This is a genomic window from Streptococcus oralis, assembly GCF_003942875.1.
Classification (GTDB): domain Bacteria; phylum Bacillota; class Bacilli; order Lactobacillales; family Streptococcaceae; genus Streptococcus; species Streptococcus oralis_BX.
On the sequence record NZ_RMVK01000003.1, the window covers coordinates 185,138 to 198,675 of the forward strand.

A 13,538-nucleotide genomic window follows, 5' to 3' on the forward strand; every position below is an offset into this window, starting at 1 on the left:
TTGCTTAATTTAAAATGAGGTAGGATAGGGAAAAAATGGGCAAAAAATGGTATAATGGTACAGAAAGTGTTTTGACAGGGAGGAGGCCAGGGATGAATTTTCAACCATTATCCAATTTGCAATACTGGACGAGTTTGTTTTCAAGCCCTTGGACAATAGTCACCAATCTGATAGATATTCTCATTGTGACTTATATTTTATATCATTTTACCAAAGCGATTGCAGGGACCAAAATCATGATTTTGGTGCGGGGAGTTCTGGTCTTTATTTTAGGTCAGATTCTGTCCAATATGATTGGTTTGACAACCATTTCCTGGTTGATCAATCAGATCATCACTTATGGGGTTATCGCAGCAGTAGTTATTTTTTCACCAGAGATTCGGACTGGTTTGGAACGATTGGGCCGGGCTACGGATTTCTTCTACAATGCCCCTATTAGTGCGGAAGAGCAAATGGTTCGTGCCTTTGTCAAATCAGTCGAGTACATGAGCCCCCGTAAGATTGGTGCTCTGGTAGCTGTTCAGCGAGTAAGAACCTTGCAGGAATATATCTCAACTGGGATTCCTCTAGATGCTAAGATTTCTTCTGAGTTATTGATCAATATCTTTATCCCCAACACTCCCTTGCACGATGGTGCGGTCATTGTCAGAGAAGATCGGATTGCCGTAACTTCAGCCTACCTACCCCTGACTGAAAATACAGGAATTTCCAAGGAATTTGGGACACGTCACAGGGCAGCGATTGGTTTGTCAGAAGTATCGGATGCTCTTACCTTTGTGGTTTCAGAGGAAACAGGCGGAATCTCAATCACCTATAATGGAGTCTTTAAGCATGATTTGACCTTGGAAGAGTTTGAATCGGAGTTAAGAAGAATCTTGCTTCCAACATCAGAGAAAAAACAAGGTCTGAAAGAGCGTTTGCTAGGAGGATTGAAACATGAGAAAAAATAGTCTTTATATTATTTCTTCCTTCTTTTTCGCCTGCATCCTCTTTATCTATGCGACTTCAACAAACTATCAGAATAGCAATAGCGCCAGACAGGTGAGGACAGAAACCTATACTAATACGGTTCTTAATGTCCCAATCGATATTCAGTACGACAGCGATCAGTACTTTATTAGTGGCTTTACCTCTGAAGTGACCGTCTTTCTGACAGGGTCAAACAGAGTTGCTTTGGCGAGTGAAATGCAGGAAAGCACTCGGAAATTCAAGGTCAAAGCTGACTTAACCAATGCCAGTGTAGGAACCATCGAAGTTCCTCTAACCATTGAAAATTTACCAAGTGGTTTGACGGCTGTTGCGACACCGCAAAAGATAACAGTCAAGGTTGGTAAAAAAGCAAAACGAGATAATGTAATCGTTGTGCCAGAGATTGATCCTAGCCAGATTGATTCTCGAGTGAAAATTGATACAGTCACTGTGTCAGATGAAAAAGTAACGGTTATTAGTGACGAGGAGACTCTCTCTAGAGTAGATCGTGTCATTGCCATCTTGCCGACGAGTGAACGGATAACAGGTAACTACTCAGCCTCTGTTCCACTACAAGCAGTTGATAAAAATGGAAATGTCTTACCAAGCGTCATTATGCCATTTGACACTACAATGAAAATTACAACCAAAACAGTATCGTCTAGCTCGAGTTCTTCGTCAACGACCTCGTCAACGGGCTCTTCAACCAGCAGTTCGTCTTCAACGAGTTCAGAAACGAAACCAGACTCGTCTAAACAGGACTAAATAAATAGTAGAAAAGGATGATAAATAAAATGGGTAAATATTTTGGGACCGATGGAGTCCGTGGAGAAGCAAACGTAGAACTGACGCCAGAATTGGCCTTTAAACTGGGACGTTTTGGTGGTTATGTTCTTAGCCAACACGAAACAGAAGCCCCTAAAGTCTTTGTAGGACGTGATACACGTATCTCAGGAGAAATGTTAGAATCTGCCTTAGTGGCAGGTCTCCTCTCTGTAGGGATTCATGTCTACAAACTCGGTGTCCTTGCAACACCAGCAGTAGCTTACTTGGTCAAAACTGAGGGAGCCAGTGCAGGTGTCATGATTTCCGCTAGCCACAACCCAGCCCTTGATAATGGAATTAAATTCTTTGGTGGGGATGGCTTCAAACTTGATGATGAAAAAGAAGCAGAAATCGAAGCCTTGCTGGATGCTACAGAAGACACCCTTCCTCGTCCAAGTGCCGAAGGTTTGGGAACCTTAGTGGACTATCCAGAAGGTTTACGTAAGTATGAAGGCTACCTTGTTTCAACTGGAACTCCTCTTGAAGGAATGAAAGTGGCCTTGGACACAGCAAACGGTGCAGCGTCTACAAGTGCTCGTCAAATCTTTGCAGACCTTGGGGCTCAAATAACTGTTATTGGGGAGACACCAGATGGTCTGAATATCAACTTGAATGTAGGTTCTACACATCCAGAAGCTCTTCAAGAAGTGGTTAAAGAAAGCCAGTCAGCTATTGGTTTGGCCTTTGACGGAGATAGTGACCGCTTGATTGCTGTCGATGAAAATGGCGAGATCGTCGATGGTGATAAGATCATGTATATCATCGGTAAATACCTTTCTGAAAAAGGCCAGTTGGCTCAAAACACCATCGTGACAACGGTTATGTCTAACCTTGGCTTCCATAAGGCCTTGGAGAGTGCTGGCATTAACAAGGTAGTGACTGCTGTTGGTGACCGCTATGTCGTTGAAGAAATGAGAAAATCAGGCTACAACCTTGGTGGTGAACAGTCTGGTCACGTTATCTTGATGGACTACAATACAACTGGTGATGGTCAATTATCAGCTGTTCAATTGACTAAAATCATGAAAGAAACAGGTAAGAGTTTGTCTCAACTGGCATCAGAAGTGACGATTTACCCACAAAAACTGGTCAATATCCGAGTGGAAAATGCCATGAAAGAAAAAGCCATGGAAGTACCAGCCATTAAAACTATCATCGAAAAGATGGAAGAGGAAATGGCAGGGAACGGTCGTATCCTTGTCCGCCCAAGTGGAACAGAACCCCTCTTGCGCGTCATGGCAGAAGCCCCAACAACAGAAGAAGTTAACTACTACGTAGATACAATTGCTACTGTTGTTAAAGATGAAATCGGAATTGACTAAAGCCTAGAAAACTAGATGAAATGATAAAAATGTGGTACAATTGCATAGTAAATTGTAGCAATGGGAGAGAAAAATGAATCTTAAACGAGAACAAGAATTTGTTAGCCAGTATCACTTTGATGCTCGTAACTTTGAATGGGAAAATGAAAATGGAGCTCCTGAAACCAAGGTAGACGTGAACTTTCAGTTGCTCCAACATGACCAAGAAAATCAAGTAACTTCTTTAGTCGTTATCTTGAGTTTCATGATTGTCTTTGACAAATTTGTCATCAGCGGAACGATTTCCCAAGTTAACCATGTGGAAGGTCGCATTGTCAACGAACCAAGCGAATTTAACCAAGAAGAAGTCGAAACCTTGGCACGTCCATGTTTGAACATGCTCAATCGTTTGACGTATGAAGTAACAGAAATCGCCTTGGATCTTCCAGGGATCAATTTGGAGTTTTAGTCATGAAATTAGCTGTCATTACAGATTCTTCAGCCTATTTAGAGGAGAAGACGCTGCAAAGAGAGAGTCTTTTTATCTTGGATATTCCTGTTAACATTGATGGGGAGGAGTATGTTGAAGGTGTCAATCTGACTGCTGAGGAATTTTATCAAAAAATGGCTCAGTCTGTAGAATTACCTAAAACTAGTCAACCAAGTATTGCCAAATTGGATGAGATTCTTAGTTCTTTGAAAGACGAGGGTTATACCCATGTCTTGGGACTCTTTCTTTCGTCAGGAATTTCAGGCTTTTATCAGAACATCCAATACATGTTGGATGAGTATGATGGCTTGACCATTGCCTTTCCAGATACCCATATCACAAGTTCCCCTCTAGGATTTATGGTAGAGAGTGCCTTTGAATGGGCAGAACAAGGCGATGATTTTGCCCAGATTCAGGAGAAGTTGGGGATTCAAATTGCTGATAATTCAGCCTTTATCATAGTAGATGACCTCGACCACTTGGTTAAGGGAGGACGTTTGTCAAATGGGGCAGCTATCTTAGGGAATCTCCTCAGTATCAAGCCTATCCTTTACTTTAATGACCAAGGTGTGATTGAAGTTTACGAAAAAGTTCGTACGGAAAAGAAGGCAATCAAACGTTTGGTAGAAATCATCAAGGAGTTGACAAAAGATGGGGACTACCGTATAACAGTCATCCATGGCAATGCTCCTCAAAAGGCAGCGGATTTACGTCAGCTTTTGATGGAGAGTGGTGTGACTGCTGAGATTCCAATTGATACCTTTGGTAGTGTCATTGGGACCCACCTTGGAGAAGGTAGTATCGCCTTGAGCTATACGCCAATCGTCTAAATTGTTCTTACAGGCTTTGTATCTTAGCAATTGAACACGACCTACCTGCCTCTTGAAAAAAGATGCCTGTCTTGCCTTTCATGGAAAGTCAGCGCCATTCCCTATTTTTCATGGGCAGCTAACGTCCTTTGTATCTTGATAATTGAACACGCCTAGAACTCTGTGTGAAAAAGATAGTTCTTCCAAGGAGTAGACACTCCTTGATCAGAACTCCTATTTTCACTTTGTGTTCTTACAGGCTTTGTATCTTAGCAATTGAACACGGCCTATCTGCCTCTTGAAAAAAGATGCCTGTCTTGCCTTTCATGGAAAGTCAGCGCCATTCCCTATTTTTCATGGGCAGCTAACGTCCTTTGTATCTTAGACAGGAGTAGAGATGAGTATTCGAGTAATTATTGCCGGTTTTAAGGGAAAGATGGGCCAAGCTGCGTGTCAGATGGTCTTGGCTGATCTAGACTTGGACTTGGTCGCAGTTTTGGATCCTTTTGAGTCTGAGTCAGAGTGGCAGGGAATTCCTGTCTTCAATGATAAGGCTGACTTGGTTGGTTTTGAAGCGGATGTTTGGGTAGATTTTACTACACCAGCCGTTGCCTACGAAAATACACGCTTTGCTCTTGAAAATGGCTTTGCTCCTGTCGTAGGAACAACAGGATTCACTAGTGACGAAATTGCAGAACTAAAAGCATTTTCCCGTGAACAAGATTTGGGTGGCTTGATAGCCCCTAACTTTGCCTTGGGCGCTGTCTTGCTTATGCAATTTGCGGCGCAGGCTGCCAAATATTTCCCAAATGTGGAGATTATCGAGCTCCACCATGACAAGAAAAAAGATGCTCCGAGCGGAACAGCCATTAAAACGGCTGAGTTGATGGCGGAAGTGCGAGAGTCTATCCAGCAAGGTGCGCCTGATGAGGAAGAATTGATTGCAGGTGCTCGTGGTGCTGATTTTGATGGCATGCGGATCCACTCAGTTCGTTTGCCAGGCTTAGTAGCTCATCAAGAAGTTATCTTTGGCAATCAGGGAGAAGGATTGACCCTTCGTCATGACTCCTATGATCGCAGCTCCTTCATGACAGGGGTCAATTTGGGAATCAAAGAAGTTGTCAAGTGTCATGAGCTTGTCTATGGATTAGAACACTTATTATGAGATTAACGCAAATGCCTTCTGAATTTCAGAAGGCTTTACCAGTATTAGAAAAAATTAAAGAAGCAGGCTTTGAAGCCTATTTTGTTGGGGGATCTGTTCGAGATGCCCTCCTCAATCGTCCCATCCATGATGTGGATATTGCGACATCATCCTATCCAGAAGAGACCAAGCAGATTTTTCCGCGAACAGCCGATATCGGAATCGAGCACGGAACTGTCTTAGTTTTAGATGGCGATGAGGAATATGAAGTGACGACCTTTCGGACCGAAGATGTCTATGTGGACTATCGCAGGCCCAGCGCGGTTTCCTTTGTGCGTTCGCTAGAAGAGGACCTCAAGCGCCGTGATTTTACAGTCAACGCCTTTGCCTTGGATGAGACAGGCGAAATCATTGACTTGTTTCAGGGTTTAGAGGATTTGGAAAACCAAGTCTTGCGAGCAGTGGGTGTTGCTAGTGAGCGTTTCAACGAAGATGCTTTGCGTATTATGCGTGGTTTTCGTTTTCAGGCCAGTCTCGGTTTTAAACTTGAGTCAGAAACTTTTGAGGCGATGAAGACTTTGACGCCACTTTTGGAGAAAATTTCTGTGGAGCGCACCTTCGTTGAGTTTGATAAACTCTTGCTGGCACCTTTTTGGCGAGTTGGTCTGGCTTCCATGATTGAAAGTCAAGCTTATGACTATCTTCCAGATATGGCAGGAAGCCAAGACAAGCTTAACAGACTGTTTGATTTGGAGACTGATTTCACTTTTGAATCTTCCGAACAAGCCTGGGCAGCTCTGTTGTGGGCTATGGAGATTAAAGATGCACAGCCATTTTTGAAAGCTTGGAAAACCTCACGCCAGTTTGCCAAGCAGGTACAGGATTTGCTGACTATTTTGACTTTGCGAGAAGAAGGAGAGCTGAGCAGGCGCGATTGTTACCGCTTTGACTTGGATTCCCTTCTACAAGCTGAAAATCTTCGTCAGGCCCAAGGAAAAGAAGTCAACCCACAAGCTATCACAGAAACTTACCATAGTTTGACCATTCATGACAAGAAAGAAATTCAGATTAACGGTGGAATTTTGATTAAGGAATATGGTTACCAGCCAGGACCAGACTTGGGAGAGATTTTAACAGAGATTGAGTTTGCCATTGTCGATGGAGAGTTGGAAAATGATCGTCAAGCAATCCATGCTTACCTGAGGGAGAAAAAATGAGTGATTTTATCGTTGAAAAACTAAGCAAATCCGTCGGAGACAAGACCGTTTTTAAGGATATTTCCTTTATCATCCATGACTTGGATAGAATCGGTCTAATCGGTGTCAATGGGACGGGTAAGACCACCCTTTTAGACGTCCTTTCTGGCGTTTCTGGCTTTGATGGGGATGTCAGTCCCTTTTCGGCTAAGAATGACTACAAGATTGGCTACTTGACCCAGAATCCTGATTTTGATGATAACAAGACGGTCTTGGATACGGTTCTCTCCAGCGACCTCAAGGAAATCCAGCTCATTCGTGAGTATGAGTTAATCATGCTCAACTACAGTGAGGACAAGCAGGCTCCTTTGGAACGGGTCATGGCAGAGATGGATTCTCTCCAAGCCTGGGAAATTGAAAGCCAGGTCAAGACGGTTCTCAGCAAGTTGGGTATTCAGAACTTATCTACTCCTGTTGGGGAATTGTCAGGTGGTCTAAGAAGACGTGTCCAGTTGGCGCAAGTTCTCCTAGGAAACCACGACCTCTTGCTTCTGGACGAGCCGACCAACCACCTGGACATTGCGACCATTGAGTGGCTGACACTTTTTTTGAAAAATTCCAAGAAGACTGTTCTCTTTATCACCCACGATCGTTATTTCCTAGATGCACTATCAACGCGGATTTTCGAGTTGGACCGAGCAGGCTTGACCGAGTATCAGGGAAATTATCAGGACTATGTTCGCCTCAAGGCTGAACAAGATGAGCGTGACGCTGCCCTTCTCCACAAAAAAGAACAACTTTATAAGCAAGAACTGGCCTGGATGCGCAGACAACCACAGGCACGTGCGACCAAGCAACAAGCCCGTATCAATCGTTTCCATGACTTGAAAAAGGAAGTTTCAGGTGGCGTTGCTGAAACAGACTTGACCATGAACTTTGAAACCAGTCGGATTGGGAAAAAAGTCATCGAGTTTCAGAATGTTTCCTTCGCTTATGAAAACAAGCCAATTTTGCAAGATTTTAATCTCTTGGTGCAAGCCAAAGACCGTATCGGAATCGTTGGGGACAACGGTGTCGGGAAGTCAACTCTGCTTAATCTCATCGCAGGAAGTCTTGAGCCGACAGCAGGACAAGTTGTGATTGGGGAAACAGTTCGCATCGCCTATTTCTCTCAACAAATTGAAGGTTTGGATGAAAGCAAACGGGTTATCAATTACCTGCAGGAAGTAGCAGAAGAAGTTAAGACCAGTGGTGGTTCTACGACTTCCATTGCAGAGTTGCTGGAGCAGTTCCTCTTCCCACGTTCGACGCATGGAACCTTGATTGAGAAATTGTCTGGTGGAGAGAAAAAACGCCTTTATCTCCTCAAACTGCTCTTGGAAAAACCCAATGTTCTTCTTTTGGACGAGCCGACCAATGACCTAGACATTGCAACCTTGACAGTCTTGGAAAATTTCTTGCAGAGCTTTGCAGGTCCTGTCTTGACAGTTAGCCACGACCGTTATTTCCTGGATAAGGTAGCGACCAAGATTCTCGCCTTTGAGAATGGCAAGATTCGTACTTTCTTTGGCCATTACACCGACTATCTTGATGAAAAAGCCTTTGAAACAGAGATGGCCAATCAAGTGCAAAAGGCCGAAAAGGAGAAAGTGGTCAAGGTCCGTGAAGACAAGAAACGCATGACCTACCAAGAAAAGCAGGAGTGGGGAAGCATTGAAGGGGATATTGAAGCCTTGGAAAATCGTATTGCTGCTATTGAAGAAGAAATGCAGGCAAATGGCTCTGACTTTGGTAAGCTGGCTACTCTCCAAAAAGAACTGGATGAGAAAAACGAAGCACTCCTTGAAAAATACGAACGTTATGAATATTTAAGTGAGTTGGCATGATGGAAGAAAAAGTCATTAAACGTAGTCCCAAGAAAATCATTTGGAATGCCTTGTTTGGCCTAGCTTCGGTGCTTTTCTTCTTGTTACCTCTCTATTATCTCCATTCGTATTCGGAAAAGGGGACGGGACTTCATACGATAAGTCTTTTGTTAATGCTGCTTGTACTTTTTTGCGCTGGAGTAGTTGTTTATCAGACATACAGGTTGTTAAGCTCCGATAAGGAATATTTGAGATGTACTGTCGAGGGGTTTTACTACAAACCGAATCCAAAGAAACCCAGTCATTTCTACGCTTGGGCTGATGTAGAGGAATTTTCCTTCTCTCGGATTCGAGGGAAGTATAGGGATTCTTATCGGATTGAAGTCTATTTTAAAAACAAGGAAAATGTGAAATCCCAATTCTTTCTAACACTGCTGAAGAGAAGGATTCTCCCTTTTTATCCGTCAGCAGATTTGATCATCCTTATCTTTCTGCTAGATGTAGGACTTCCTGAAAGGGTCTACGAGACCATGAAGTACTATGAAAGAGAATGGCGCATCGAACAAAATCGTCAAGCAAGAAAAAAGGCAAAACAAGCTTCGAAAAGCAAATCTTCCAAACCGTCATAGTCCGTCTTTGCTTAAAGTGGAATAATCAAAAAGGCCCTATCCACTGGATAGGGTCATTGTTTGTCTTCTTTTTTAGTTTCCTGATGGAAGATGTTTTGCCAAGTTTCATGGCGACGCCAGATACTGGTATGGACGATACCATCTAGCTCATAGCAAATGAGTTTGGTTTTCTGACTAATGGAGGTAATCTGAATGTCCTTAATCGCAGCACTAAGTTCTTTTTCAGACTTATAAGCCTCTTTATCCATCTGCTCTCCATCTTGACGGATATAGAGAAAGTCCTCAGCAAGGAGTTCTTCTAGCTGATTTCCTTGGTCAATCAATTGCTCACGCATGAGCAGTTTTTTATAGACATTGTCTAAAATCTCGTCCTCAGGTATGGGAGCTGGCTCGATATGGACATCGGTATCAAAGACTCCAAAACGCTCTTCCAGCATGGACTCGACCTGGTCCGCAATCTCATGACTTTCATAGACTGATAGGTCAGGATTCATTTCCAGGGTGATATCAAGGTAGATATTGCTACCGTAGGTCCGCCCTCTTTGGGACTTGACCTTACTAATCTTTGGAATCTCCATGATGGCCTTTTGGTAGTCCTCTAGCAGACGGTCATCAAAACCATCTGAAAGACTGAAGGAAGACTCGATAAAGATATCATAGGCTGTTTTTAAGATAAAGAAGGTGATGATGATAGCGACCAATTTATCCACGATAGGGTAATTGAAACTGCTGGCTAAGATAGCAATGGAAGTCCCAAGCGAGGTGACAGCATCGGAAAGATTGTCCTTAGCAGCTGCTTTGAGAGCCTTGGATTTGGATTTCTTACTGAGGCGTGTATTGTAGAGATAGACCACAAACATAATCGCTGCAGAAATGATTCCTAGAGTTGCACCCAGAGGATCAATGGGTGTTTGTTCCCGACTAAGGATTTTCTGAATGGTGTCCCGAAGTACATCAAAACCAACATAGAACATGATGATGGAAGTAATCAAGCTAGCCAAATCTTCAATCTTCCAGTGACCAAAGCTATGGTCACGGTCTGCAGGTTGGCGGGCCATCCGAATCCCAATCAAGAGAGCAACATTTCCAATAATATCGGATACGTTGTTGAAACCATCTGCCACCAAACTGGAAGAATGCAGGAGGTGACCAGTTGCCAATTTTGCTGCAGACAAGAGGAGGTAGGTTGAAATGCTGATAATGGCTCCACGTTCTGCCAATTTGAGATTTGACATGGATTGGTTCATCGGGCTTCCTTTCTAGTCATATAGTATTCTACCATTATACTGGTTTTCAAGGGAAAATTCAAATTTAGTCTTGTTTCATCTGATTTAAACCCTTGAAAATTGTTCAAATTTTGATATAATAGTACTACTCAAGGGAGTAGCTGGCAGAAACCTGTGATAGTGTCGTCATTCCGAATTGTATACTGAAAAGTATGTTTTCCGGCACTATCTTAAACAGCGAGACTTGTTATGATTAACAGGTCTCTTTTTGTTTGTCATAAAACTAAAAGAGAACTTGTTTTGCACACAATGTCAAGGAGGAGACACATGTCAAAAGAACAAAAACGCCAAGCGTTTTACACTCAGAGTCCTGAAGAGGTCTTGAAGTCAGTTGAAGCAACTGAACAAGGTCTCTCGTCTAGCGAAGCGCAGAAACGCCTAGCTGAATATGGACGCAATGAACTGGAAGAGGGTGAGAAAAAATCTCTCCTAGTCAAGTTTATTGAGCAATTTAAGGATTTGATGATTATCATCCTAATTGCTGCGGCTATCTTGTCCGTCATAACTTCTGGTGGGGAAGATATCGCAGATGCCATCATTATCCTTGCCGTGGTTATCATCAACGCTGCCTTTGGTGTTTACCAAGAAGGAAAAGCAGAAGAAGCCATCGAAGCCCTCAAGTCTATGTCTAGTCCAGCTGCTCGCGTTATTCGTGATGGGCACATGGCTGAGATTGATTCCAAAGAATTGGTGCCAGGTGATATCGTAGCTCTCGAAGCTGGTGATGTAGTGCCAGCAGACCTACGTTTGCTAGAAGCTAATTCTCTTAAAATCGAAGAAGCAGCTTTAACAGGCGAGTCTGTTCCAGTTGAAAAAGACTTGACAGTCGAGCTCGCTGCAGATGCTGGTATTGGTGACCGTGTCAATATGGCCTTTCAAAACTCAAATGTGACTTATGGTCGTGGTCTTGGTGTTGTTGTCAATACAGGTATGTACACTGAAGTGGGTCATATCGCTGGCATGCTCCAAGATGCGGATGAGACGGATACACCACTTAAACAAAACTTGAACAACCTTTCTAAGGTTTTGACCTATGCGATTTTGGTTATTGCCCTTGTTACTTTTGTAGTTGGAGTCTTCATTCAAGGTAAAAATCCACTTGGTGAGTTGATGACCTCTGTTGCGCTTGCTGTTGCAGCCATTCCAGAAGGACTCCCAGCTATCGTGACGATCGTTCTTGCCCTTGGTACTCAAGTTTTGGCCAAACGAAACTCTATCGTTCGTAAGTTGCCAGCAGTCGAAACACTTGGTTCAACAGAAATCATCGCTTCTGATAAGACTGGTACGCTTACCATGAACAAGATGACAGTCGAGAAAGTCTTCTATGACGCAGTCCTACATGACTCAGCTGATGATATTGAACTTGGCTTGGACATGCCACTACTTCGTTCAGTTGTCTTGGCCAATGATACCAAGATTGATGCTGAAGGAAACCTGATCGGGGATCCAACGGAAACAGCCTTCATCCAGTATGCCTTGGACAAGGGCTACGATGTTAAAGGGTTTTTAGAGCAATATCCTCGTGTAGCTGAGTTACCATTTGACTCAGATCGTAAACTCATGTCAACGGTTCATCCATTACCAGATGGTAAATTCCTCGTAGCAGTCAAGGGGGCTCCAGATCAACTTTTGAAACGTTGTGTTGCTCGTGATAAGGCTGGAGATGTTGCTCCGATTGATGAGAAAGTTAATGACTTAATTCACACAAACAACTCTGAAATGGCTCACCAAGCCTTGCGTGTTCTTGCGGGTGCTTATAAGATTGTAGACAGCATTCCAGAAAACCTGACTTCTGAAGAGCTTGAAAACAACTTGATCTTTACTGGATTGATTGGAATGATTGACCCTGAACGTGCCGAAGCAGCAGAAGCTGTTCGTGTCGCTAAGGAAGCGGGAATCCGTCCAATCATGATCACTGGTGACCACCAAGATACAGCGGAAGCCATTGCCAAACGTTTGGGAATCATCGATGAAAATGACTCGGAAGACCATGTCTTGACTGGTGCTGAACTCAACGAACTTTCAGATGAAGAATTTGAAAAAGTCGTTGGTCAATACTCTGTCTACGCGCGTGTATCTCCAGAACACAAGGTTCGTATCGTCAAGGCTTGGCAAAAACAAGGTAAGGTTGTTGCTATGACAGGTGACGGTGTTAATGATGCGCCAGCTCTGAAAACAGCCGATATCGGTATCGGTATGGGAATCACTGGTACAGAGGTTTCTAAGGGGGCTTCTGACATGATTCTTGCAGATGATAACTTTGCGACCATTATCGTCGCAGTTGAAGAAGGACGCAAGGTCTTCTCAAACATTCAAAAGACTATTCAGTACTTACTTTCTGCCAATACTGCTGAAGTATTAACTATCTTCTTATCAACCTTGTTTGGTTGGGACGTCTTGCAGCCAGTTCATCTTTTGTGGATCAACTTGGTAACCGATACCTTCCCAGCTATCGCTCTTGGTGTTGAACCTGCTGAGCCAGGTGTTATGACCCACAAACCTCGTGGACGTAAGTCAAGCTTCTTCTCAGGTGGTGTTTTGAGTTCTATCATCTATCAAGGTGTACTCCAAGCAGCTATTGTTATGAGTGTTTATGGACTTGCAATTGCTTACCCAGTTCATGTGGGTGACAATCATGCCATTCATGCGGATGCCCTTACTATGGCCTTTGCAACCCTTGGTTTGATTCAACTATTCCATGCCTACAATGTCAAGTCTGTTTACCAATCCATCTTGACAGTTGGCCCATTCAAGTCTAAGACCTTTAACTGGTCCATCTTGGTATCCTTCATCCTTCTGATGGCGACCATCGTTGTAGAACCGCTTGAAGGTATCTTCCACGTAACCAAACTAGACTTATCGCAATGGGGTATTGTTCTAGCTGGAAGCTTCTCAATGATACTTATCGTCGAAATCGTCAAGTTTGTTCAACGTAAACTTGGTCTTGATAAGAATGCGATTTAAAAAGAAAGTCATCTTCGGATGGCTTTTTTTGCATTTGAGGGAAAGGACTAGAAGTCGCTC

Annotated in this window: 11 protein-coding genes; 10 read left to right on the forward strand and 1 reads right to left on the reverse strand. The window is 43.3% G+C overall.

The window, feature by feature from the left end; translation table 11 throughout:
• Positions 1-92: 92 nt before the first annotated feature.
• From cdaA to D8844_RS04580, 9 genes are all read left to right on the forward strand, one after another.
• Complete coding sequence (gene cdaA, locus D8844_RS04540) at positions 93-950, forward strand: diadenylate cyclase CdaA (protein WP_033630051.1); 858 nt, start codon at positions 93-95, stop codon at positions 948-950.
• Positions 937-1,734 carry a CdaR family protein gene (locus D8844_RS04545; RefSeq protein WP_001230932.1) on the forward strand — a complete coding sequence of 266 codons (798 nt, stop codon included), beginning with the start codon at positions 937-939 and terminating at the stop codon, positions 1,732-1,734. Before cdaA ends, D8844_RS04545 begins: the two co-directional genes overlap by 14 nt.
• Before the next feature lie 29 nt (positions 1,735-1,763).
• Complete coding sequence (glmM, locus tag D8844_RS04550) at positions 1,764-3,116, forward strand: phosphoglucosamine mutase (RefSeq protein ID WP_125422239.1); 1,353 nt, start codon at positions 1,764-1,766, stop codon at positions 3,114-3,116.
• Between the two features lie 73 nt (positions 3,117-3,189).
• On the forward strand, positions 3,190-3,564 hold the full coding sequence (locus tag D8844_RS04555; RefSeq protein ID WP_001050092.1) for a DUF1149 family protein: 375 nt from the start codon (positions 3,190-3,192) through the stop codon (positions 3,562-3,564).
• Positions 3,565-3,566: 2 nt separating this feature from the next.
• Positions 3,567-4,415 carry a DegV family protein gene (locus D8844_RS04560; protein ID WP_125422241.1) on the forward strand — a complete coding sequence of 283 codons (849 nt, stop codon included), beginning with the start codon at positions 3,567-3,569 and terminating at the stop codon, positions 4,413-4,415.
• 376 nt (positions 4,416-4,791) lie between these two features.
• Positions 4,792-5,559: a 4-hydroxy-tetrahydrodipicolinate reductase gene (gene dapB / locus D8844_RS04565; RefSeq protein ID WP_125422244.1), complete on the forward strand. Its 768-nt coding sequence runs from the start codon at positions 4,792-4,794 to the stop codon at positions 5,557-5,559.
• A complete protein-coding gene (locus D8844_RS04570) occupies positions 5,556-6,755 on the forward strand; it encodes a CCA tRNA nucleotidyltransferase (protein WP_125422246.1) in 1,200 nt (399 codons plus the stop codon). The genes dapB and D8844_RS04570 overlap by 4 nt, the downstream gene beginning before the upstream one ends.
• Entirely contained in the window at positions 6,752-8,620 is a 1,869-nt protein-coding gene (locus tag D8844_RS04575; RefSeq protein WP_125422248.1) for an ABC-F family ATP-binding cassette domain-containing protein, read from the forward strand. The genes D8844_RS04570 and D8844_RS04575 overlap by 4 nt, the downstream gene beginning before the upstream one ends.
• Positions 8,617-9,228, forward strand: a complete 612-nt coding sequence (locus D8844_RS04580; protein WP_125422251.1) for a hypothetical protein — start codon at positions 8,617-8,619, stop codon at positions 9,226-9,228. The genes D8844_RS04575 and D8844_RS04580 overlap by 4 nt, the downstream gene beginning before the upstream one ends.
• A gap of 53 nt (positions 9,229-9,281) precedes the next feature.
• Here D8844_RS04580 and mntE read toward each other — a convergent pair whose 3' ends face one another.
• Positions 9,282-10,475, reverse strand: a complete 1,194-nt coding sequence (gene mntE / locus D8844_RS04585) for a CDF family manganese efflux transporter MntE (protein WP_001076587.1) — start codon at positions 10,473-10,475, stop codon at positions 9,282-9,284.
• A 306-nt stretch (positions 10,476-10,781) separates the two neighbouring features.
• Here mntE and D8844_RS04590 point away from each other — a divergent pair, with 306 nt between their 5' ends.
• The gene (locus tag D8844_RS04590; RefSeq protein ID WP_049478497.1) at positions 10,782-13,478 is read left to right on the forward strand and encodes a cation-translocating P-type ATPase; all 2,697 of its coding nucleotides are present in this window, start codon (positions 10,782-10,784) and stop codon (positions 13,476-13,478) included.
• Positions 13,479-13,538: the final 60 nt, after the last annotated feature.